At 69.2% G+C, this 20,667-nt stretch carries 23 protein-coding genes; 9 read left to right on the plus strand and 14 right to left on the minus strand.

What is annotated here, in order from left to right; genetic code table 11:
* Positions 1 to 4: 4 nt before the first annotated feature.
* A complete protein-coding gene (locus EHW97_RS08240; protein WP_124236695.1) occupies positions 5 to 262 on the plus strand; it encodes an HPr family phosphocarrier protein in 258 nt (85 codons plus the stop codon).
* Positions 263 to 339: 77 nt separating this feature from the next.
* On the opposite strand, the gene EHW97_RS08245 is transcribed toward EHW97_RS08240, so the two are convergent.
* Positions 340 to 1,395 (minus strand): DUF418 domain-containing protein, encoded by a 1,056-nt coding sequence (locus EHW97_RS08245; RefSeq protein WP_124236696.1) that lies wholly within the window; start codon positions 1,393 to 1,395, stop codon positions 340 to 342.
* Positions 1,396 to 1,460: 65 nt separating this feature from the next.
* On the opposite strand from EHW97_RS08245, the gene EHW97_RS08250 reads away from it, so the two are divergent.
* Positions 1,461 to 2,321 (plus strand): NUDIX hydrolase, encoded by an 861-nt coding sequence (locus tag EHW97_RS08250; RefSeq protein ID WP_208001958.1) that lies wholly within the window; start codon positions 1,461 to 1,463, stop codon positions 2,319 to 2,321.
* A gap of 7 nt (positions 2,322 to 2,328) precedes the next feature.
* Here EHW97_RS08250 and EHW97_RS08255 read toward each other — a convergent pair whose 3' ends face one another.
* The 5 genes from EHW97_RS08255 to EHW97_RS08275 form a co-directional block, all read right to left on the minus strand.
* A complete protein-coding gene (locus EHW97_RS08255) occupies positions 2,329 to 3,300 on the minus strand; it encodes a DUF8094 domain-containing protein (protein ID WP_124236697.1) in 972 nt (323 codons plus the stop codon).
* On the minus strand, positions 3,297 to 4,034 hold the full coding sequence (locus EHW97_RS08260; protein WP_124236698.1) for a hypothetical protein: 738 nt from the start codon (positions 4,032 to 4,034) through the stop codon (positions 3,297 to 3,299). The genes EHW97_RS08255 and EHW97_RS08260 overlap by 4 nt, the downstream gene beginning before the upstream one ends.
* Before the next feature lie 46 nt (positions 4,035 to 4,080).
* On the minus strand, positions 4,081 to 4,998 hold the full coding sequence (locus EHW97_RS08265; RefSeq protein ID WP_124236699.1) for a tetratricopeptide repeat protein: 918 nt from the start codon (positions 4,996 to 4,998) through the stop codon (positions 4,081 to 4,083).
* Between the two features lie 62 nt (positions 4,999 to 5,060).
* Positions 5,061 to 6,020, minus strand: coding sequence for a methylmalonyl Co-A mutase-associated GTPase MeaB (gene meaB, locus EHW97_RS08270; protein ID WP_124236700.1), 960 nt, complete (start codon positions 6,018 to 6,020; stop codon positions 5,061 to 5,063).
* Positions 6,021 to 7,211, minus strand: a complete 1,191-nt coding sequence (locus EHW97_RS08275; protein ID WP_124236701.1) for an acetyl-CoA C-acetyltransferase — start codon at positions 7,209 to 7,211, stop codon at positions 6,021 to 6,023. It abuts the gene before it with no gap.
* Between the two features lie 113 nt (positions 7,212 to 7,324).
* Between EHW97_RS08275 and mce the strand changes: the two genes are divergently transcribed.
* Together mce and ccrA are read left to right on the plus strand one after the other, a co-directional pair.
* Complete coding sequence (mce, locus tag EHW97_RS08280) at positions 7,325 to 7,774, plus strand: methylmalonyl-CoA epimerase (protein ID WP_124236702.1); 450 nt, start codon at positions 7,325 to 7,327, stop codon at positions 7,772 to 7,774.
* A gap of 98 nt (positions 7,775 to 7,872) precedes the next feature.
* A complete protein-coding gene (gene ccrA, locus EHW97_RS08285) occupies positions 7,873 to 9,210 on the plus strand; it encodes a crotonyl-CoA carboxylase/reductase (RefSeq protein WP_124236703.1) in 1,338 nt (445 codons plus the stop codon).
* Positions 9,211 to 9,267: 57 nt separating this feature from the next.
* Here ccrA and EHW97_RS08290 read toward each other — a convergent pair whose 3' ends face one another.
* Genes EHW97_RS08290 through EHW97_RS08300 form a run of 3 tightly spaced genes read right to left on the minus strand, consistent with a single transcriptional unit; the run spans position 9,268 to position 11,566 of the window.
* Positions 9,268 to 10,050, minus strand: a complete 783-nt coding sequence (locus EHW97_RS08290; RefSeq protein WP_124236704.1) for an alpha/beta hydrolase — start codon at positions 10,048 to 10,050, stop codon at positions 9,268 to 9,270.
* A gap of 1 nt (position 10,051) precedes the next feature.
* Entirely contained in the window at positions 10,052 to 10,339 is a 288-nt protein-coding gene (locus EHW97_RS15745) for a hypothetical protein (RefSeq protein ID WP_124236705.1), read from the minus strand.
* 36 nt (positions 10,340 to 10,375) lie between these two features.
* The gene (locus EHW97_RS08300; RefSeq protein WP_124236706.1) at positions 10,376 to 11,566 is read right to left on the minus strand and encodes a 3-hydroxyacyl-CoA dehydrogenase family protein; all 1,191 of its coding nucleotides are present in this window, start codon (positions 11,564 to 11,566) and stop codon (positions 10,376 to 10,378) included.
* Positions 11,567 to 11,661: 95 nt separating this feature from the next.
* Here EHW97_RS08300 and nucS point away from each other — a divergent pair, with 95 nt between their 5' ends.
* A complete protein-coding gene (nucS, locus tag EHW97_RS08305) occupies positions 11,662 to 12,339 on the plus strand; it encodes an endonuclease NucS (protein WP_124236707.1) in 678 nt (225 codons plus the stop codon).
* 69 nt (positions 12,340 to 12,408) lie between these two features.
* Here the strand turns inward: nucS and EHW97_RS08310 are convergent, their stop codons facing one another.
* The gene (locus EHW97_RS08310; protein ID WP_124236708.1) at positions 12,409 to 12,933 is read right to left on the minus strand and encodes a ferritin; all 525 of its coding nucleotides are present in this window, start codon (positions 12,931 to 12,933) and stop codon (positions 12,409 to 12,411) included.
* A 60-nt stretch (positions 12,934 to 12,993) separates the two neighbouring features.
* Between EHW97_RS08310 and EHW97_RS15290 the strand changes: the two genes are divergently transcribed.
* Complete coding sequence (locus EHW97_RS15290; protein WP_166367446.1) at positions 12,994 to 13,152, plus strand: hypothetical protein; 159 nt, start codon at positions 12,994 to 12,996, stop codon at positions 13,150 to 13,152.
* Between the two features lie 91 nt (positions 13,153 to 13,243).
* Here the strand turns inward: EHW97_RS15290 and EHW97_RS08315 are convergent, their stop codons facing one another.
* Entirely contained in the window at positions 13,244 to 15,220 is a 1,977-nt protein-coding gene (locus tag EHW97_RS08315; RefSeq protein ID WP_243696357.1) for a protein meaA, read from the minus strand.
* A 79-nt stretch (positions 15,221 to 15,299) separates the two neighbouring features.
* The gene (locus EHW97_RS08320) at positions 15,300 to 16,832 is read right to left on the minus strand and encodes a class I adenylate-forming enzyme family protein (RefSeq protein ID WP_124236709.1); all 1,533 of its coding nucleotides are present in this window, start codon (positions 16,830 to 16,832) and stop codon (positions 15,300 to 15,302) included.
* A gap of 70 nt (positions 16,833 to 16,902) precedes the next feature.
* On the opposite strand from EHW97_RS08320, the gene EHW97_RS08325 reads away from it, so the two are divergent.
* The 3 genes from EHW97_RS08325 to EHW97_RS08335 all read left to right on the plus strand — a co-directional run bounded on the left by EHW97_RS08325 (position 16,903) and on the right by EHW97_RS08335 (position 19,954).
* The gene (locus tag EHW97_RS08325; RefSeq protein ID WP_124236710.1) at positions 16,903 to 17,556 is read left to right on the plus strand and encodes a TetR/AcrR family transcriptional regulator; all 654 of its coding nucleotides are present in this window, start codon (positions 16,903 to 16,905) and stop codon (positions 17,554 to 17,556) included.
* Positions 17,553 to 19,196, plus strand: coding sequence for an acyl-CoA dehydrogenase family protein (locus tag EHW97_RS08330; protein ID WP_124236711.1), 1,644 nt, complete (start codon positions 17,553 to 17,555; stop codon positions 19,194 to 19,196). Before EHW97_RS08325 ends, EHW97_RS08330 begins: the two co-directional genes overlap by 4 nt.
* A 173-nt stretch (positions 19,197 to 19,369) precedes the next feature.
* On the plus strand, positions 19,370 to 19,954 hold the full coding sequence (locus EHW97_RS08335; RefSeq protein ID WP_124236712.1) for a cob(I)yrinic acid a,c-diamide adenosyltransferase: 585 nt from the start codon (positions 19,370 to 19,372) through the stop codon (positions 19,952 to 19,954).
* A gap of 48 nt (positions 19,955 to 20,002) precedes the next feature.
* Here the strand turns inward: EHW97_RS08335 and EHW97_RS15295 are convergent, their stop codons facing one another.
* Complete coding sequence (locus EHW97_RS15295; protein WP_166367447.1) at positions 20,003 to 20,164, minus strand: hypothetical protein; 162 nt, start codon at positions 20,162 to 20,164, stop codon at positions 20,003 to 20,005.
* Between the two features lie 55 nt (positions 20,165 to 20,219).
* The gene (locus tag EHW97_RS08340; RefSeq protein ID WP_124236713.1) at positions 20,220 to 20,666 is read right to left on the minus strand and encodes a DUF2550 domain-containing protein; all 447 of its coding nucleotides are present in this window, start codon (positions 20,664 to 20,666) and stop codon (positions 20,220 to 20,222) included.
* Position 20,667 lies beyond the last annotated feature (1 nt).

A 20,667-nucleotide genomic window follows, 5' to 3' on the forward strand; every position in this document is an offset into this window, starting at 1 on the left:
CGTCATGCCCAGTAAGACCGTGACCGTCGGTTCGTCCGTCGGTCTGCACGCCCGCCCCGCCTCGACCATCGCTCAGGCGGCCAGCGAGGCCGGCGTCCCCGTGACGCTCGCGACCGCCGGCGGGCAGCCCGTCGATGCCGGCTCCGCGCTGCTCATCATGACGCTCGGCGCGAAGAAGGGCGACGAGGTCACCGTCGAGAGCGACGACGCGAGCGTCATGGAGAAGATCGCCGACCTCGTCGAGTCCGACCTCGACGCCTGATCGCGCTGAACCCAGATTTGCGCTCAGATCGTCAACCAGCGGGGGGTTCGGTTGACGTTCTCGGCGCAAATCTGGGTTCAGCGACGGCGGTACCGACCGGACACGATGCCGGTCAGCCACTCGACCGGCCCGCGGCCGAGCCAATGGGCCCACGCCCAGCCCACGAGCGCCACTCCCAGCACGATCAGCCACCAGCCCGACCAGTCGTTCTCCGGCACGGGCCGGACCTCGTCGCGGTTCAGCCACGCGATCACCGCGATCTGCAGCACGTAGAGCGACAGCGCGACCGTCCCGAGTTCGCGCACGGGGCGCAGCAGCGACTGCATCGGACGCCACGCCACGAGCAGCCCGCACAACCCGAGCACCAGCGTCACCAGCGCCGCGTCGTGCACCGCATCGGGCAGCGACCCGGACTCCACCACGTCGCCGAGCGCCGAGCGCCAGGCCGTCGCCACGAACTCGAGCCCGGCACCCACGCACACCGCGACCAGCGACCAGCTCACATCCGGACGTCGCGCGGCCCCGCTCCACACCAGCAGCGCGCCGACGAGGAAGAACGGCAACAGCGACGACACGCGGTAGTGCGGATCGGCGATGAACCAGCGGACGAGCAGCTCCCATGGGCTCGGCGAGTTGGCGATGTCGGCGTGATACCCGCCCGGCCACTCGATGGCCCGCTGCAGGGCGTCGTTGACGAACGGCGCGGCGACGAAGAGAACGGCCGCGAGCACAGCGACCACGCGGCGGCCCAGCAACAGGAGCGGTGTCCCCACGATCAGCAGACACCCGAGGATCGCGAGGACGATCGCCACCCAGCTCCCCCAGGTCTCGAGCCAGATCCCCAGTCCGATCAGCACGGCGCCGCGCAGCGTGTTGTGCCAGACGACTCTTCCCGCGGGTTCATCACGAGCGCCGAGCATGATCGCCGCCGACATTCCCATCACGAGACCGAAGAGCGGCGAGGCGACGTCGTTGATCCGCGCGAGGATCTCGCTGACGAACTCCGATCGCGCGGGAATCAGCACCTGCGCGTGGGCGATGAGCATCGCGACGATCGCGAGCCCGCGGGCCAGGTCGGGCAGGGGCCACCGATCGGCTCCGGTGGCGACGACGGGAGCGTCCGGCGCGGGCATGGGGTGATTCCATCACATGGTCAGCACGCCGGGCGCACGCTGCCGCACGAGGTAGCCTCGGGATCGTGACTGAGGCACTGGAGGACGGCGACCTGACCCTTCAGCCGACGTCGGGCTCGTCCGAGTTCATCGGCTTCGCGGTGCTCGTCGACGGCGACCGGATCGGGACCGTGGCACTGCGCCCCGAAGGCAAGCACGCGGGCTCGCTGCGCTGGAACTTCGGACCGCACGCAGAGCCGATGCTGGCCAGCCGCGCACTTCGCCTCGGCATCGAGCACGCGTTCACCGAACTGGGCTGGCGACGCGTCTCGGCGCAAGTCGATGCCGCCTCCCCCGGCGACCTGCGCGCCGCGTCCATCGCCGGCCTTCGTCGCGAGGGCGTCGCCCGGCAGGCCGACGGGCAGCACACCGTGACCGTCGCGCGGCTCGTCAACGATCCGCCGGCCGCGACGCGCGACGGCTTCATCGCGATCCTCAACGCCGGACTTCCCCGCAAGCGCGTCATCGGTCAGGGACTGCTGCGTGACGAGAACGGGCGATACCTGCTGTGCGAGCTGACCTACAAGCGCGAGTGGGACCTCCCCGGCGGGGTGGTGGAAGTCGGCGAGTCGCCCGCGACCGGCCTGGTGCGCGAACTGCACGAGGAGCTCGGCATCTCCGTGGAGGTCAAGCAGCTCGTGACGATGAACTGGCTTCCCCCGTGGCGAGGCTGGGACGACGCCTGCCTCTTCGTGTTCGACCTGGGCACCATCGCCAGTGACACCGTCGCCACCATGGCGTTGCAGCGCAGCGAGATCAAGGCCGTGCACTGGTGCGACCTGGACACGGTCCGCGAACGAGCGACGGGCGCTACCGCGGAACTTCTGGAAGCGGTGGAGGCCGGGACATTGCCCGCCTACCGCGAGGCGCCGCTCCAGCCCGAGTGAGTCCGGCTCACTGCCCGGCGGATCCCACCACGCCGCCGAACGTCCCCAACGTCGCCGCGGGCTCGTCCGATCCGGCCGGAGGGACGCGGACCAGAACCTGGTGGTAGTAGCGCAGCGAGCCGCGGCCGACGACGCCGTCGGGCCAGAACGCGCGCTGGGGAGACTCCTCCGGCCACGTCACGCGAAGTCCCGCGTCGACGTCGAAGGTGTCCTGCCGCAGCAGGGTGCCGAAGACCAGGGCGCCGCCGTCGGCGGTGCGCAACGCATAGATCTGCTCGTCCGCGGCCCAGCTCTGCGCGAAGTCGCTGCCCTCGAGGTCGGCGTTCTGCGTGGCGGTCTCCCGCATCTGGACGACGAAGGGGTCCTCAGCCCACGCGGCCGCCTCCTCGGCCTCGGGCTCGTCGAGGGCGCTCGCCAACCCCTGCAGCGCGGAGCGCGGCGCGGTCACCATGCCCTCGCCGTCATCGGGGCCCACACGTCGTGTGGCGTCACCGACGCGGCGCATCTCCGGCAGCGGGGTGTCACCGGCGAGTTCAGGGGTCGCGGTCAGCAGCCACGGGTCCGCCGCGGTCGTGCGCTCGTACACCTGGAGTTGGCGGCGGCCTGTCTCCTCGTCGCGAACGAGGGCGACGAACCAGAGCGGGTAGCTGTCGAAGCGCGGCAGCATCGTGGACTCCACCGTGAACGGACCGTCGAGCGCGAACTCCTCGCGTTCGAGCAGTTCAGCGACCTCGAACATCCCGGTGTCGACGGCCAGGACGGGCCCGGTCTCCACGGTCGAGAGCGGTTTGGCGTCGAGCGCGTCGACGGCGGCGCTGCGCACCTCGCGGTACTTCGCCACCACGTCGTCGACCTCGCTGGGCGCGACGGCGAGCTTGGCCGGGCGAAGGTCCTCGGCGGCACGCTCGCGCGGGACGGCGCAGGCGGACAACGCCAACGCGGCTGCCAGCGCGCCGGCCAGCATCGGGAGACGCCTCATCGCGGCTCCTGCTCGACCGGCGCGTCCTCGACGACGGTCTCCTCGACCACCTCGTACTCCCCCAGCTCGTCCAGTTCGTCCGCGGAGATCTCGCGTTCGGTGCCGTCCTCGTCGACGACGACGTAGACGACGTCCTCCTCGTCGGTGCGGACCAGCAGCAACTGCACGAGCGCGATGATCGCCGCTCCGGCCGCGATGAGGCCGAGCGAACGGGCGAAGCCGCCGTGCAGGCCGTAGGCGATGCTCACCTCGAGACCGCGCAGATTCGCCTCGCCGACCGAGACGATGGCGACCGAGACGGTCTCGTCGGGCAGCCGCGTGTCGATGGCGGCACCACCGAGACCACCCTGACCGTCGATCCACCAGTCGAGGGCGGTCGGCGCGGCCGGAGCCGCGGGATTGCCGTCGATCAGCCCCGTCTCCGGCGACCACGGCGTACCGAAGCCGGTGACCTCCAGGCGGCGGGTCGAGTCGAGGTAGCTCATGACGTCGACGCTGTTGCCCAGTCCGACGAAGACGGGTTTGTTGGCCGGGACCTCGGCGAGCACCTCGACCTGGAGGTTCTTCCACGTGAGGACTCCCGGCTGCGTGACGACCGCCGAGACGTCGGTGTCGATCGCGTGCGGCCCGGAGACGAAACGGCTGTCGGGACCGAGAACGACAGCACCGACGACGCCCGTCACCAACGCCGCCGCCGCGAGCGCTTGGAGCACTCGCCACCACCCGACCCGCACGATTCCCTCCCCTCGGCCGATGGGAAGAACCGTAGCGGAGGTGTGATCAGAACAACGCCGTGGCGAGGGCGCGGCGTGCCGTGGCGACCCGAGGATCGTTGATGCCGACGACGGTGAACAGCTCGAGCAGGCGCTGGCGCACGGCCTCACGCTCGTCGCCGCTCGTGCGACGGACGAGATCGATCAGCCGGGCGAAGGCGTCGTCGACGTGGCCACCCGAGACGTCGAGATCAGCCACGAGCATCTGCGCCTCGAGGTCGTCGGGGCGATCGGCTGCTGCCTGCCGCGCGGCGGCGAGGTCGGCCCCGTGGGTGCGCGCGATGAGCTTCACGCCGGCCAGTCGCTCGCCGATCTCGCTCTCGCCGGGGTGCTGCGCCTGCAGTTTCTCGTACTCCGCGATGGCGGTGGCGAAGTCACCGGCGGCGAACGCCTCATCGGCGGCGGCGAAACGCGGGTCGTCGGCCGGCTCCTCCTCGTCCGCGGGAGCGCCGGTCGCCTGACCGGAGGGAGCGGCGCGGCCCGTGAGCCCGTGCTGGGCGGCGAGCTTCACGAGTTCGTCGAAGTAGCGCGCGATCTCTGCCGCGTCGACCGTGCCCTGGAAGAGCGGCACGGGCTGCCCCTTGACGAGGCCGACGACCAGCGGCACGGCCTGCGCTCCCAAAGCCTGCGCGATGCCGGGATTGGCGTCGACGTCCACCCGGGCGACCTGGATCGCTCCCTGGTACCGCGTCGTGGCCTGCACGAGGAGGTCGGTGAAGTCGCTGCTCTGCGGCGAGCGGGGCGACCACAGCGCCAGCACCACAAGGTGCTGGAGCGAGGACTGGATGATGTTCTGGAAGTCCTGCTCGGTCGCGTCGATGACGTAGACCGCTCCGTCGGCGGCCTGACCCGGCGCGGCGGAAGGCGCCGGCTGGGAGTTCGCGAGAGCGGACAGGTCGATGGCACCGGGGCGCGAGAACGTCATGCGCCCATTGTAGGAAGTCGACCGGTGGCGTGGGGCCGGGTCGCGTGCCGGGTCCCGATCGCTCAACCGGGGGTGGCGGCGAGCAGGGCGTCCGCAGCCGTGAACGGGTCGGCGCGCCCGGACAGCACGTCCTCGGCGAGTTGATCGAGTCGGTCCTCGCTGCCCACCTCGAAGCGGCGGCTCATCTCGGCGAGCGCGATGCGTTCGACCTCCCGACGCGCCCGGGCGTGGCGCCGTCGCCGCAGCTCTCCACTGTCACGCAGATGCGTGCCGTGGTCATCGATCGCCTGCACCACGGTGTCGATGCCGTCACCCGAGGTCGCCACCGTCATGACGATCGGCGGCGTCCACGCCCCGTCCGAGCGGTGCGTCATGGACAGCATGGTGCGCAGTTCGCGGCGCGTGGTCGTGGCGCCGTCGCGGTCCGCCTTGTTGATGCAGAACACGTCGCCGACCTCGAGGATGCCGGCCTTGGCCGCCTGGATGCCGTCGCCCATCCCGGGCGCGACGAGCACGAGCGTCGTGTCGGCCAGCCCTGCGATCTCCACCTCGGACTGCCCCACACCCACGGTCTCCACCAGGATCACGTCGCACCCGGCGACATCGAGCACCCGGATCGCGTGCGGCGTCGCCCACGACAAGCCGCCGAGGTGACCGCGGCTGGCCATCGAGCGCAAGTACACGCCCGGATCGGTGGCGTGCTCCTCCATCCGGATGCGGTCGCCGAGCAGCGCACCGCCGGTGAACGGCGAACTCGGGTCGACCGCGAGCACGCCGACCGTGCGCCCCTGACGGCGCAGCGCCGTGACGAGTGCGGAGGTGCTGGTGGACTTGCCCACCCCGGGCGAACCGGTCAACCCGACGACGTGGGCACGCCCCGCGTGCGGTGCCAGCGCCGCGCTGACCTCGCGGAGCACAGGCGATTCGGCCTCGACGAGAGAGATCAGACGTGCGACCGACCTGGCCTCACCGCGACGGGCGCGGGAGACCAGGTCGGCGACGTCGTGGGGCCGGGAGCCCACTCAGTTCTTCGGGACGCGGATGATCAGCGCATCGCCCTGACCGCCGCCACCGCACAACGCGGCAGCGCCGAGTCCGCCGCCGCGCCGCTTGAGCTCCATCGCCAGGTGCAGCACGACGCGCGCGCCGCTCATGCCGATGGGGTGGCCGAGCGAGATGGCGCCACCGTTGACGTTGACGATGTCCTCGGAGATGCCCAGCTTGCGGGTCGACGCGATGCCGACCGCCGCGAACGCCTCGTTGAGCTCGACCAGATCGAGGTCGGTCGGCTGGAGGCCCTCCTTGTCCAGCGCCTTCACGATCGCGTTGGCGGGCTGGTCCTGGAGCGAGGAATCCGGTCCGGAGACCGTGCCGTGGGCGCCGATCTCGGCGAGCCACGTCAGGCCGAGCTCCTCGGCCTTGGCCTTGCTCATCACCACGACGGCGCAGGCACCGTCGGAGATCTGGCTGGCGGTGCCGGCCGTGATGGTGCCGTCCTTGGCGAAGGCGGGACGCAGCTTGCCGAGCGACTCGGCCGTGGTGTCACCGCGGACGCCCTCGTCGGAGCTGATGACGATCGGGTCGCCCTTGCGCTGCGGGATCTCGACCGGGACGATCTCGTCGTCGAACACGCCGTTCTTCTGCGCCAGCGCGGCGAGCCGGTGCGAGCGGGCACCGAAGGCGTCCTGCTCCTCACGGCTGTAGGACTCGACGGACGCGTTGCGCTGCTCGGTGAGCGAGCCCATCGCCTGGTCGGTCAGGGCGTCCCACAGGCCGTCGTACTCCATGTGGTCGAGCATCGTGGTCTTGCCGTACTTGAAGCCCTCCCGCGAACCGGTGAGCAGGTGCGGAGCCTGCGTCATCGACTCCTGACCGCCGGCGACGACGATGTCGTACTCTCCGGCGCGGATGAGCTGGTCGGCCAGCGCGATGGCGTTGATGCCCGAGAGGCACACCTTGTTGATCGTGATCGCGGGGACATCGAGCGGGATGCCGCCCTTGTACGCGGCCTGCCGGGCCGGCACCTGCCCGGCACCGGCACCGAGTACCTGGCCCATGATCACGTAATCGACCTGATCGCCGGAGATGCCGGCTCGCTCGAGGGCCCCCTTGATGGCGATACCGCCGAGATCGGAACCGGACAGGGTCTTGAGGCCGCCGAGCAGCCGTCCGATCGGCGTGCGCGCACCGGCGACGATGACGGACTGGGTCATGGGAAAGCTCCTTCGCGTGACGTTGGGCTCACTTTACTCGCGGTTAACATTCGCGGGTACCCGTGTGGCAGGGGTCACAGGACGGGCCGTCGACGTGCCACTACGCTGCGAGCATGTCCAGCGAACACCTCGTCCCCGGCCACCTGCTCGTGGCCATCGATCACGTGGGCATCGCCGTGCCCGACCTCGATGACGCGCTCGAGTTCTACGCTCGCGTTTTCGGCCTCCAGTCCGTTCACGAGGAGGTCAATGAGGAGCAGGGAGTACGCGAGGCGATGCTCGCCGTCGGTGACTCCGGCTCGTGCATCCAGCTGCTCGCCCCCCTCGACGACAGCTCCACCATCGCGAAGTTCCTCGACCGCAACGGCCCGGGCATCCAGCAGCTCGCGTACCGCGTCACCGACATCGACGCCGTCTCGGCGACGCTGCGCGAGCGCGGCGTGCGCCTGCTCTACGACGCCCCCAAGCGCGGTACGTCCGACAGCCGCGTGAACTTCGTGCACCCCAAGGACGCCGGCGGCGTTCTCGTCGAGCTGGTCGAACCGGCCACCGACCCTCACTGAGTCCAGCGGCGGGAGACCTGCGTCACACTCCGGAGCGTGGCGGACCAAGTTTCTCGTCGGTAACATCACGGCAACACCCCGACACCGGAGGACATCCCGTGCAGAACATTCTCGACGCCATCATGGCGGGCGACACCTCCTCGGAGGACTTCGCCGCCATCGACATTCCTGAGTCCTACCGTGCGATCACGGTCCACAAAGAGGACGAGACGATGTTCGAGGGCATCGCCACCAAGGAGAAGGACCCGCGCAAGAGCCTGCACCTCGACGAGGTACCGGTGCCGGAACTGGCACCCGGCGAGGCTCTGGTCGCCGTGATGGCCAGCGCCATCAACTACAACACCGTGTGGACCTCGATCTTCGAGCCCGTCTCGACGTTCCGCTTCCTGGAGCGCTACGGACGCCTGTCGGAGTACACGAAGCGGCACGACCTGCCGTACCACATCGTGGGTTCCGACCTCGCCGGCGTCGTCCTGCGCACCGGTCCGGGCGTCAATGCCTGGAAGCCGGGCGCCGAGGTCGTGGCGCACTGCCTGTCGGTCGAGCTGGAGAGCCCCGACGGCCACGACGACACGATGATGGACCCCGAGCAGCGCATCTGGGGCTTCGAGACGAACTTCGGCGGCCTCGCCGAGCTGGCGATCGTCAAGACGAACCAGCTCATGCCCAAGCCGGCGCACCTGTCGTGGGAGGAGGCCGCGAGCCCGGGTCTGGTCAACTCGACCGCGTACCGCCAGCTCGTGAGCCGCAACGGCGCCAACATGAAGCAGGGCGACGTCGTCCTGATCTGGGGTGCGTCCGGCGGCCTCGGCTCGTACGCCACCCAGATGGCCCTCAACGGCGGCGCGATCCCGGTGTGTGTGGTCTCCAGCCCCGAGAAGGCCGAGATCGTCCGGTCGATGGGCGCCGAGCTCGTCATCGACCGCTCGGCCGAGGGCTACAAGTTCTGGAAGGACGAGAGCACCCAGGACCCGAGCGAGTGGAAGCGGTTCGGCAAGAAGATCCGCGAGCTCACCGGCGGCGAGGACCCGGACATCGTCTTCGAGCACCCGGGCCGTGAGACCTTCGGCGCGTCGGTCTACGTCGCGCGCAAGGGCGGCACGATCATCACGTGCGCGTCGACCTCGGGCTACATGCACGAGTACGACAACCGCTACCTGTGGATGAACCTCAAGCAGATCAAGAGCTCGCACTTCGCGAACTACCGCGAGGCCTACGAGGCCAACCGCCTCATCGACAAGGGCCTCATCCACCCGACCGTCTCGAAGGTCTACCCGCTGGCCGAGACCGGACAGGCGGCGCTCGACGTGCACCACAACAAGCACCAGGGCAAGGTCGGCGTGCTGACGCTGGCCCCCGAGGAAGGACTGGGCGTGCGCGATCAGGAGAAGCGCGCCAAGCACCTCGACGCGATCAACCGCTTCCGCGGCGTCTGATCGCTCGCTCGCAGGGCCCGGTACCGTCAGGGACAGGGCCCTGTCGTGTTCCCAGCGTCAGCGCGGAACGTCCTTGAACACTGCGGTGGTGCGATCGGCGTAGGCCGAGGAGTCGGCCTGCTCGATCGGTCCGTCCCACGCCTGCGGCAACGGGAGGGGCACGTCCGGCGCGAGGCGCGCGACGATCTCGTCGAGGACTCGCTCGGTGTGGCCGACCCACAGATGCTTGGCGCCCTCGACCGCGACCACCTCGGCCTGCGGCACCGCGGCGAACCGCTCCCGCGCTTCGGGCGGCTGCACGTAGTCGTCGTGCTCGGGGACGATGGCGGTGAGTGGCTTGCCCGCCTCGGCCCAGGCTGCGAGGTGCTCGGGTTCGCTGTATCGCAGCGGCGGCGACAGCAGCACCGCGCCCTGCACGGCCGGGTCGAGCCCGTACATCAGCGTCAGGTCGGTGCCGAACGACCACCCGACGAGCCAGATGTTGGGCAGATCGTGGAACTCGGCGTATTCGAGGGCGGCGGCGACGTCCCACTTCTCCCCCACGGCCCGGTCGAACTCACCCTCGCTCTTGCCCTGGACGCTCTCGGTGCCGCGGGTGTTGAAGCGGAGGACCGCGATCCCGGCGAGCGCGGGCAGGCGGTACGAGGCCTTGCGGAAGACGTGGCTGTCCATCATGCCGCCGTGGGTGGGCAGCGGATGGAGACAGACCATCGTGGCCACCGGCGGGCGGTCGGCGGGTAGCGCCACCTCGCCGATGAGCGTCAGCCCGTCGGCCGTGTGCAGCTCGATCGGCTCGCGGCGGGCGGGGAGCATCGAGTTGCCGCGGATCTTCTCGGCCACGTCACACCTTTCGTCGCCAGCACGCGGTGTGCCAGTGCCGGCGTTCGTCGATCGCGTCGTCGCTGAGCAGCGACTTGAGCTCCGGCCACGCCACCACGTGCGGTGTGGCGGGGCGGATGGGGTGGAAACATCCCGGACACGTGTACGCCTTGGTCGAGGACGAGCCGGTCAGCGACCGCACCCACCAGCGGCCGTCCCGCTTCTCGACGAGCTCTTCGGAGGGGCGTACCGGCCCCTGGGGACGCGAAAGCCGCTGCGCGCGAGCGGCAGCGGCCTTGCGTCGAGACATGTGTCCATCCTACGGGCGAGGGCCCGTGGCGATGTCTCAGTAGCTGTGGAAGCCCTCCTTGGTCTTGCGACCGAGCTTGCCGTCGGCGACGAGCTTCTCCAGCGTCGGCGCCGGGGTCCAGCCCTCGTGCCCGAACGCGCCCACGAGGGTCTGCTGGATCGCCAGCGACACGTCGTTGCCCACGACGTCCAGCAGCTCGAACGGCCCCATGGGCAGACCCGTCGCCTTCATGGCGTCGTCGATCTCCTCGAGCGAGGCGCCCTCGGCCTCGTGCAAGCGGATCGCGTCGTTGAGGTACGGGAACAGCAGTGCGTTGACGATGAACCCGGCACGGTCTCCGCAGGACACGGGGTGCTTGCCGGTGGCGAAGCAGAGCGCGCGGACGGTCTCGTCGACGTCCTCGGCGGTCTGCTCCGTGGTGACGACCTCGACGAGCTTCATGACCGGGGCGGGGTTGAAGAAGTGCATGCCGATGACGTCGGCCGGGCGGCTGGTGGCGCCGGCGCACTGCGCGATCGAGAGCGAGGACGTCGTCGTGGCGAGGATCGCACCGGGCTTGCAGATCCGGTCGAGGTCGGCGAAGAGCTGCAGCTTGATGTCGAGGTCCTCGGCGATGGCCTCCACGACGAGATCGACGTCGGCGAGCGCCTCGCGCTCAGTGGCACCCGTCAGCCGAGCGAGCACCGCGGCCTTGCCGTCCTCGTCGAGCTTGCCGCGCGCGACCGCCTTGTCGAGGCTCTTGGTGATGCGGTCCAGAACGCCCTGCACCTTCTCCTCGCCCCGGCCGACGACGACGACGTCGTATCCGGACTTGGCGAACACCTCGACGATGCCCGAGGCCATGGTGCCGGTGCCCACGACACCGACAGTGCTGATCGGACGGCGGATCTGCGGGGCGTCCGCGGCCGCATCCGGGCCTTCGGAGAACGAGCCGTCGCCGGCGGCGTGCTCGGTGAGAACGGACGCCGGCTCGTGCAGCGGGTCGCCGGTGCGCTGGTGGAGTTCGCGCAGCCCCGCGACCACCGTCTCGGCACCCAGGGCGTCGATCAGAGTGAGCGGGCCTACCGGGTAGCCGCAGCCGAACTTCATGCCGGCGTCGATGTCGGCGGCCGTCGCGTAGCCGCTGCCGAACATGGTCGCGGCGTGGTTGAGGTAGGGGTAGAGCAGCGTCCGGGCGATCTGACCGTCGCGGTCGTCGGCCACGATGCGGTCCACGATGTCCTGCATGCCATAGTCTCCTTCGGGACGTCCTTGCACGAGCCGGTTACCGGCTGGTAGCAAAGCGTAGCCCACGCCACACCTACCCGGAGGGGAGACTCGCGTTGAGGGTCGTCATCGCCCGTTGCCAGGTCGACTACGCCGGTCGGCTCACCGCCCACCTGCCGCTCGCCACCCGGCTCATCATGGTCAAGGCGGACGGCTCGGTGCTCGTGCACTCCGACGGAGGTTCGTACAAGCCGCTCAACTGGATGAGCCCGCCGTGCCGCCTCCGCGAGGGCGTGGCCGAGGACGGCGTCATCGAGTGGACGGTCTCGGCGACCAAGTCCGACGACACACTGCGGATTCGCATCGAGGAGATCCTCCACGACTCCTCGCACGACCTCGGCGTCGATCCGGGCCTGCAGAAGGACGGTGTGGAGAAGCACCTCCAGGAACTGCTCGCCGAGCACACCGCGGCGCTAGGCGAGGGCATGAGCCTGGTGCGCCGCGAGCACATGACGGCCATCGGCCCGGTCGACCTGCTGTGCCGGGATGCGGCCGGAGCGTCGGTGGCCGTGGAGATCAAGCGTCGCGGCGAGATCGACGGCGTCGAGCAGCTCACTCGGTACCTCGAACTCATGAACCGTGATCCGGCGCTGCGGCCGGTGCGGGGCATCTTCGCCGCGCAGGAGATCAAGCCGCAGGCCCGCGTGCTGGCCGAGGACCGCGGCATCACCTGCGTCGTCGTCGACTACGACGAACTCCGCGGCATCGACGACCCGAGCCTGCGCCTGTTCTGAACCCAGATTTGCGCGCTAACCGTCAACCGCGCGGGGCGCGGGTCGACGCTTAGCGCGCAAATCTGGGGTCTAGGCGCCGGCGATGGGCGGTGCGGTCGGGTCGGACTCCTCGCCGGTCTCCTCGCGGGCGACCCAGTCCTCGATGCGCTCGAGGTCGTCCTTGGAGCGGGTGACGACGGCCAGCAGATCGCTCATCTTGGCGACCTCCTCGACCTGCTCCTTGATGAACCACTGCATGAACTGATCGGACGCGAAGTCCGACGACTCGCGGGCGATGCGGGTGAGTTCGTTGATCTGCGCGGTGACGCGCTTCTCCTGGTCCAGCGCGAGCTGGACGGGCGCCACGACGTCGGCGAAGTCCATGATCGGTGCCTCGAGCGCCGGAATGACGACCTTGGCGTCGGCGTCCAAGAGGTACTGCACCATCATCATCGCGTGGTCGCGTTCCTCGATGGCCTGCGCGTAGAACAGCGCTGCCATCTGCGGCATCGTCAGCGCGTCGTAGTACGTCGCGATCGCGACGTACTGCTGGTGGGCGGCGAACTCGTGCCCGATCTGCTCTTGCAGCTTCTCGACGAATGCCGGAGCGGCCATGTGATGTTCTCCTGTCTCGCGAAGTGAGGGCAGCCTCACTTCCGGTGATAATCTCGCAACGTGCCCAAGCCGAAGAAGAAGTGCTGCGAGAGCAAGCCGCGCTGTAAGCGCTGCCCCATCCGCATGCTCAAGGACGGCACACTTCCCGACGGCTACACGGTCAAAAAGCGCAAGCTCGTCAAGGTCAAGAAGAAGGACCAGACCAGCAAGGCCGCCTGACCGCGCGGCATTCCGAGCCTAGGCGAGTCGATCCTGTCGCGCTACGAAGGCCAGGCACACCGACGTTGGGTGTGCCTGGCCTTCGTCGTGATCAGCTCAGACCATTGGCCTTGCGGATCTCCTCGACCACGCGGCCCATGATCTCGGTCATGCCGAAATCCTTGGGGGTGAAGACCGCGGCGATGCCGGCGGCTTCGAGCCGCCGTGCGTCCGACTCGGGGATGATGCCGCCCACGATGACCGGAACGTTGTCCAGCCCGGCTTCGACCAGTCCGCGCTGGATCTCGGGCACGAGTTCCATGTGCGAGCCGGACAGGATCGACAACCCGACGACATCGACATCCTCGGCCACCGCCGCCGAGACGATCTGGCTCGGCGTCAGGCGGATGCCCTGGTAGATGACCTCGAACCCGGCATCGCGGGCGCGCACGGCGACCTGCTCGGCGCCGTTGGAGTGGCCGTCGAGCCCCGGCTTGCCGACGAGGAACCGGAGCCGGCGTCCGCCGAGCTCCTCCCCCGTCGCCTTGACCCGCTCGCGCACCGCGGTGAGCTCCGCCCCTGCCTCGGTGACGCCGACGACGCCGCTGACACCGGTCGGGGCGCGGTACTCGCCGAAGACCTCGCGCAGCGCCCCGGCCCACTCGCCGACCGTGGCGCCCGCACGCACGGCGGCGAGCGTCGCCTCCATGAGGTTCTCGTCCGTCTTGGCCACGGCCTGCACCTTGGCCAGCGCCTCGTCGACCGCCGCCTGATCGCGCTGCTCGCGCCACGCCTGCACGTCGGCGATGGCGTTGGCCTCGGCCTGCGGGTCGGCGACCATGATCGCCGCGTCGAGGTCGGCCGTGAGCGGCGACGGCTCGGTCTCGGTGTAGGAGTTCACGCCGACGACCTTGATGTCGCCGGACTCGATCTTGGCCCGACGTTCGGCGTGCGAGGACACCAGCGCCTGCTTCATGTAGCCCGACTCGACAGCGGCCACCGCACCGCCCATCGCCTGCACTCGGTCGATCTCGGCCTTCGCGCCCTCCACCAACTCGGCGACCTTGGCCTCGATGACATGCGAGCCGTCGAAGATGTCGTCGTACTCGAGCAGGTCGGACTCGAAGGCGAGGACCTGCTGGAGGCGCAGCGACCACTGCTGGTCCCACGGACGCGGAAGACCCAGCGCCTCGTTCCAGGCCGGCAACTGCACCGCGCGAGCGCGAGCCTTCTTGCTGAGCGTGACGCCCAGCATCTCCAGCACGATGCGCTGCACGTTGTTCTCCGGCTGCGCCTCGGTCAGGCCGAGCGAATTGACCTGCACGCCGTAGCGGAAGCGGCGCATCTTGGGGTCCTGCACGCCGTAGCGCTCACGCGTGATCTCGTCCCACAGCTCACCGAAGGCGCGCATCTTGCACATCTCCTCGATGAAGCGCACACCGGAGTTGACGAAGAACGAGATGCGGCCGACGACCTTCTCGAACTTGTCCTCAGGCACCTGGCCGGAGTCCTTGACCGCGTCGAGCACGGCGATCGCCGTCGACAGCGAGAACGCGAGCTCCTGCACCGGCGAGGCGCCGGCCTCCTGCAGGTGATAGCTCGAGATGTTCAGCGGATTCCACTTGGGGATGTGGTTGACCGTGTACGCGATCATGTCGGTGGTCAGCCGCATCGACGCCTCCGGCGGGAACACGTACGTGCCGCGCGAGAGGTACTCCTTGATGATGTCGTTCTGCGTCGTGCCGGCGAGAGCCGCGGCGTCGACGCCCTGCTCCTCGGCCGCGACCTGGTACATCGCCAGCAACCACATCGCCGTGGCGTTGATGGTCATCGACGTGTTCATCTCGCCGAGCGGGATGTCCTGGAACAGCCGGCGCATGGCCCCCAGATGCGGGATCGGCACCCCGACCTTGCCGACCTCCCCGCGGCTGAGCTCATGGTCGGGGTCGTAGCCGGTCTGCGTCGGCAGGTCGAAGGCGACCGAGAGACCGGTCTGTCCCTTGGCGAGGTTGCGACGGTACAGCGCATTCGACTCCGCGGCCGAACTGTGGCCGGCGTAGGTGCGCATCACCCAAGGCTTGTCTGGCATGGCCACACGTTACCGCTAGGTAACGGAACTGGGCACCCGCCGGACTGTGATGCGGACCACGTCGAGGTGCCGTCACCGCTCAGCTGCGCGGAACGAGCAGCTCCTCGCGAATGACATGCTTGGTGAGCTTGCCCGACGGATTGCGCGGCAATTGTTCGACGCGCACCGCTTCGCGCGGGAGCTTGTACCGGGCGACCTTGTCAGCGAGGTGCGCGCGAAGCTCCTCGATCGACACGTCCTCGCCGTCGGCACTGACGTACACGGCGACGACGACCTCGCCCCATTCGGGCTCCGGCCGGCCCACCACCGCGATGTCCGCGATGCGCGGGTGCCCGCGCAGCGCCTCCTCCACTTCCTGAGAGTGCACGTTCTCACCGCCCACGATGATGATGTCCTTGAGGCGGTCGACGATGAAGAGGTAGCCGTCCTCGTCGACGCGCGCGACGTCGCCGGTGCGGAACCACGGTCCGACGAAGCTCTCACGGGTGGCGTCCTCGTTGTCGTGGTATCCGCACATGCGGGTGTCGGCCCTCAACCAGATCTCGCCGGTGCCGCCCGGGCCGACATCCGATCCGTCGATCCCGACCACACGCAGGTCGACCCCCGGGTGCCCGCCGCGACCGACGGACCCGGCCTTGGTGACCTGCTCGTCCGGGTACAGGGCCGTGCCGACCGGTCCCATCTCGCTCATGCCGTAGACCTGGAAGAACCGGTCCGTGCCGTACGCCTCGATGAGCGAGATGGCCACCTCCCGGCCGAGCGGCGCTCCGCCGTAGATCCACTTGTTCACACTGGAGAGGTCGAACGCCGCCAGGTCGAGCTTGCCGGCTTTAGCGAGCTGGACCGGCATCGTGTAGGCGATCGGGGCTCCGAAGAACGCCGTGACCCGGTGCCGCTGGACGTTCTGGAGCATCTGCACGGGGTGGTACTCGCGCTGCAGGATCACCGTCGCACCGAGGAACATCATCGTGAGGAACCAGCAGTTGAGCGGCGCTGCGTGCCAGATCGGCATGGCGATGAGGAAACGTTCATCACGCGTGAAACCGAGCGTCGACACCATCAAGGGCGAGGCGCTGCTGATCGTCCGATGCGTGTGCACGCACGCCTTCGGCGAACTTGTCGTGCCGGAGGTGAAGAGGTACTGGGCCGGGGCATCGATGTCGTCGTCCACCGCGCTCTCGATCGGCGTGCACGTCTCGGCGAGTTCGTCGAACGCCTCGAGGCCGTCGACCACGGCCTCTGTAGTCATCCAGGTGATGCCCGAAGCTGCGTCCGTGGCGATGGAAGCGAGGTCAGCGGCGACGACACCGACCACCGCTCCACTGTGTTCGACGGCGTAACGGACCTCGGGGACGGTGAGCTTGTGATTGACCGGCACCAGCACGCCACCCGCGAACCAGGTTCCGAAGGCAGCGACGACGAAACCGGGGGTGTTGAAGGCCATGACAGCGACACGGTCTCCCGGCTGCACACCCCGGTCGACGAAGGCGGACGCCGCGCGCCGGGCCCGATCCAGCAGCTCGCCGTAGGTCAAGGTGACGTCGTCGGCCACCACCGCCACCTTCTCTGGCGTGGTGCGGGCGGCGCGCTCGAGTACCGCTGTCAGGTGCATGGTCTTCCTCCTGCTCCGGGGGTGTGGGTAGTATTGAACCATGTTTCATTCCTTCGTGAGGGTGTGACCCGTGCCCTACCGTGAGACGGACGCCACGCGCCGGCGCGCCGAGGAGCGCCGCGCCGGTCTGCTTCGCGCCGCGCGGGAGCTGGTGGCGCGCCACGGCTTCGCGGGAGCCAAGATCACCGCGATCGCCCAGGAGTGCGGCACGAGCGTGGGCCTCGTGTACACCTACTTCGACAATCGCGACGAACTCCTGGCGACGGTCTTTCGCGAGTCTGCATCGCACGAGCTGACTGCGGTGCGATCGGCGACGGCGGCCGCCGATCCCGCAGCCCACGCACGTCTCGACGCGTTCATCCGCACGTTCGCCGGGCGCGCATTGCGCGGACGCCAGCTCGCATGGTCGCTGTTGTTCGAGCCCGTCTCCCCCATCGTCGAAGCCGAACGCTTAACGTATCGCCGCGCCTACGTCGACCTCGCGGAGAGCATCCTGCGCGACGGCATCGCCGACGGTACCTTCGCGCCGCAGAACGTCGGGCTCAGCGGTGCCGCGCTGATCGGAGCGATCAGTGAGTCGCTCGTCGGTCGGCTCAATCCCGTCGGCTACGACGGTCTCGACGCCCTGGAGGACGCCGTCATCGTCGACGCCATCGTCACCTTCTGTTGCCGCGCCCTCGGCGCATCCACCTCTGTCCCAACCAGCCGTCAGGAGACACCATGAGCACAGCGACCCACGAGGTGACCAACCAAGCTCCCCCGCGTACCGGGATCAACGAGTTCACCAGCAACCCTGCGCTCGTCGAGGCCGTACACCGTTACGGCGGGGGCTGGGCGCACGACCGACTGTCGGACATCGGCGCCTTGGTCGGGCGGGCGGACTTCCAGCGCGACGCCGAGCTCGCCAACGTCTTCACACCGGAGTTCTCCAGCCATGACCGCTGGGGACACCGCGTCGACGAGGTCCGCTTCCACCCCGCGTATCACCGCATCTTCGGCGACGCGATCTCCCACGGAGCGCACACGTCGTGCTGGTCCGGGTCCCGCGAGGGGGCGCACGTGGCTCGCGCTGCGACGTTCATGGCGTTCGCCCAGATCGAACCCGGGCATGCCTGCCCGGTCAGCATGACCCACGCCGTCGTGCCGTCGCTGCGGTTGGCCTCGCCCGAGGTGGCTGAGTTCTGGCTTCCCAAAGTCCTTTCGACCTCCTATGACCCGGAGCTGCGCGACCCCGCGACGAAGGACAGTGCGGTCTTCGGCATGGCGATGACCGAGAAGCAGGGCGGCTCTGACGTGCGCGCCAACACCACGCACGCAGTTCCGGCAAGCGACGGTACGTGGCGTCTCACCGGGCACAAGTGGTTCTGCTCCGCCCCGCAGTCGGACGCGTTCCTCGTGCTCGCGCAGACGCCCGAAGGACTGTCGTGCTTCCTCGTTCCGCGGGTCCTTCCCGGCGGCGAGCGCAACGGCTTCTTCATTCAGCGCCTCAAGAACAAGCTCGGCAACAAGTCCAACGCCTCGTCGGAGATCGAACTGGTCGACGCATCGGGCTGGCTCGTCGGCGAGCCCGGCCGCGGCGTGCGGACGATCATCGAGATGGTGAACCAGACGCGGCTCGACTGCATCCTCGGCTCGGCCGCCGGCATGCGTCAGTCCGTGGCGGAGGCGTCCTGGCACGTGGCACATCGCCAGGCGTTCGGCGCGACCCTCGTCGACCAGCCGGCGATGACGGCGGTGATCGCCGACCTGCAACTCGAGGCCGAGGCGGCGACATGGACGGCGATTCGCGCCAGCGCGGCCTTCGACGCGGACGACGACGAGTCGGCCGCGTTCGCCCGGCTCGCCACGGCCGTCGCGAAGTACTGGGTGTGCAAGCGTGGGCCGCACCACGCCTACGAGGCGCTCGAGTGCCTCGGCGGCAACGGGTACACGGAGGACTTCCCGCTCGCCCGCCGCTACCGCGAACAACCCGTCATGGCGGTCTGGGAGGGCTCAGGCAACGTCATCGCGCTCGACGTGCTGCGCGCGATGGCCCGCGAGCCGCAGGCGGTCGATGCGTTCGTGCGCGAGGTCGGCCACGCGGCCGGGCATTCGACGACCTTCGATGCGCATCTCAAGCAATTGCACGCGCTCCTCGGCGAGGCAGCCGCCGACCCGCAGGCCGCTCCTCGGATCGCGCGGCGGGTCATCGAGTCGATGGCGCTCGCGCTTCAGGCGTCCATCCTCATCCGCGAAGCTCCGGCCGTCGTGGCCGACGCGTTCGTCGCCGCGCGTCTGGGCGAGGACCGCGGCATGGAGTACGGCACCCTCCCGGCGACCGTCGACGCTGCCGCGCTCGTCGCCCGCACCGGGATCGAACGCTGATCGACGCCCGCCGAGTGGTGCGGATGCGCCCGCGAGCGGTGCGAATTCGTCCTCGCAGCGGCGGTGGCGTGACGAATCTGCACCACTCGCGGGCCCGGGCGCGGGGAATTCGGGACGGACGCGGGCCGGAGGGGACGGGCCTCGGTGCGGCCGCTCGCGCCTAGACTCGGGTCATGGTGAATCTGACGCGCATCTACACGCGCACCGGCGACGACGGCACGACGGCGCTGGTCGACATGAGCCGCACGTCCAAGAACGACACGCGCCTGGTCGCCTACGCCGACGTGGACGAGGCGAACTGCCACATCGGCGTCGCGCTGTCGCTCGGCGAACTCGACGACGACGTCGTCGCGGTACTCACCCACATCCAGAACGACCTCTTCGACGTCGGGGCGGATCTGGGCGCTCCCGTCGTCGAGAACCCGGAGTATCCCCCGCTGCGGGTCGAGCCCGACTACATCGACCGGCTCGAGCAGTGGTGCGACAGCTACAACGAGGCCACGCCCAAACTGCGATCGTTCATCCTTCCCGGCGGCACCCGGGCGGCCGCCGAACTCCACGTCGCGCGGACCGTCGCCCGTCGTGCCGAGCGCTCGGCGTGGTCCGCGTTGGAGGAACACGGCGACAGCATGAACGTCCTCACCGCGAAGTACCTCAACCGGCTCAGCGATCTGCTCTTCATCCTCGCCCGCTACGCGAACCGCGAGCACGGCGACGTGCTCTGGGTGCCCGGCGGGGAACGCGGGACCACGAGCTGACACCACGAAGGGGCCGTCCGGTCGGACGGCCCCTTCGTCGTGCGTCTCTCAGTACCAGTCGATACGAGTCGGCGTGTACCAGTCGATCGCCGGCTTGGCCGGCTTGGTGACGGCACTCTTGGCGGTGTCCACTGTGGCAGCGTTCGAGGGGGCCGGGATGCTCAGCACAACCGCGGCGGCCACGAACGTGGAGGCGATCATCTTCTTCACGTCTTCATCCTGACACAGAAGAACTAGGTCGCGCACGCCTTTTCGGCTATCGCGACTACACGACCTTGTTGACCCCGCGGCCCGGTGGTGACGATTCGAGCCACGCGAGGAGACCGGTCAACGCGGAGGGACTCAGCGCCAGCTGGCGCACCGGGGTGGGATTCTCGGTGCGCACCACCACGTGTCCGTCGTGGATCGCGTACCCCTCGGCGCCCTGCGGTTCGCGCCTGCCCTCGATGAGCACGTCGCCTCGAGGGAACCGGTATTTGGGTCGTAGCGACAGGGAGAACGTGCGGTACCAGCTCACGTCGCCGGCGCCGTAGACCGCGATCCCGAGGATCCAACCACGTGCCGACGCGTCCTCGTTGCGGTTGACGCTCATCTCGAAGGCGCCGCCGCGGCGGGTGAGCCACCGGCGACGCACGGCGAGCGTGATGAGCAACGCCACGCCGAGGAGGACGAGGAGGGCGAGGGAGTCAACCAGCCACAGCCACAGCGGCATG

The organism is Aeromicrobium camelliae, from assembly GCF_003850045.1.
Lineage (GTDB): Bacteria > Actinomycetota > Actinomycetes > Propionibacteriales > Nocardioidaceae > Aeromicrobium > Aeromicrobium camelliae.

What these genes read in the sequence shown, in the direction of transcription:
- EHW97_RS08240 (WP_124236695.1), top strand. Translation starts at nt 5, where the DNA reads ATGCCCAGTAAGACCGTGACCGTCGGTTCGTCCGTCGGTCTGCACGCC.
- EHW97_RS08245 (WP_124236696.1), bottom strand. Translation starts at nt 1,395, where the DNA reads ATGCCCGCGCCGGACGCTCCCGTCGTCGCCACCGGAGCCGATCGGTGG.
- EHW97_RS08255 (WP_124236697.1), bottom strand. Translation starts at nt 3,300, where the DNA reads ATGAGGCGTCTCCCGATGCTGGCCGGCGCGCTGGCAGCCGCGTTGGCG.
- EHW97_RS08265 (WP_124236699.1), bottom strand. Translation starts at nt 4,998, where the DNA reads ATGACGTTCTCGCGCCCCGGTGCCATCGACCTGTCCGCTCTCGCGAAC.
- EHW97_RS08275 (WP_124236701.1), bottom strand. Translation starts at nt 7,211, where the DNA reads ATGACCCAGTCCGTCATCGTCGCCGGTGCGCGCACGCCGATCGGACGG.
- mce (WP_124236702.1), top strand. Translation starts at nt 7,325, where the DNA reads ATGTCCAGCGAACACCTCGTCCCCGGCCACCTGCTCGTGGCCATCGAT.
- EHW97_RS15745 (WP_124236705.1), bottom strand. Translation starts at nt 10,339, where the DNA reads ATGTCTCGACGCAAGGCCGCTGCCGCTCGCGCGCAGCGGCTTTCGCGT.
- EHW97_RS08300 (WP_124236706.1), bottom strand. Translation starts at nt 11,566, where the DNA reads ATGCAGGACATCGTGGACCGCATCGTGGCCGACGACCGCGACGGTCAG.
- EHW97_RS08310 (WP_124236708.1), bottom strand. Translation starts at nt 12,933, where the DNA reads ATGGCCGCTCCGGCATTCGTCGAGAAGCTGCAAGAGCAGATCGGGCAC.
- EHW97_RS08315 (WP_243696357.1), bottom strand. Translation starts at nt 15,220, where the DNA reads ATGCCAGACAAGCCTTGGGTGATGCGCACCTACGCCGGCCACAGTTCG.
- EHW97_RS08320 (WP_124236709.1), bottom strand. Translation starts at nt 16,832, where the DNA reads ATGCACCTGACAGCGGTACTCGAGCGCGCCGCCCGCACCACGCCAGAG.
- EHW97_RS08330 (WP_124236711.1), top strand. Translation starts at nt 17,553, where the DNA reads ATGAGCACAGCGACCCACGAGGTGACCAACCAAGCTCCCCCGCGTACC.
- EHW97_RS08335 (WP_124236712.1), top strand. Translation starts at nt 19,370, where the DNA reads ATGGTGAATCTGACGCGCATCTACACGCGCACCGGCGACGACGGCACG.
- EHW97_RS08340 (WP_124236713.1), bottom strand. Translation starts at nt 20,666, where the DNA reads ATGCCGCTGTGGCTGTGGCTGGTTGACTCCCTCGCCCTCCTCGTCCTC.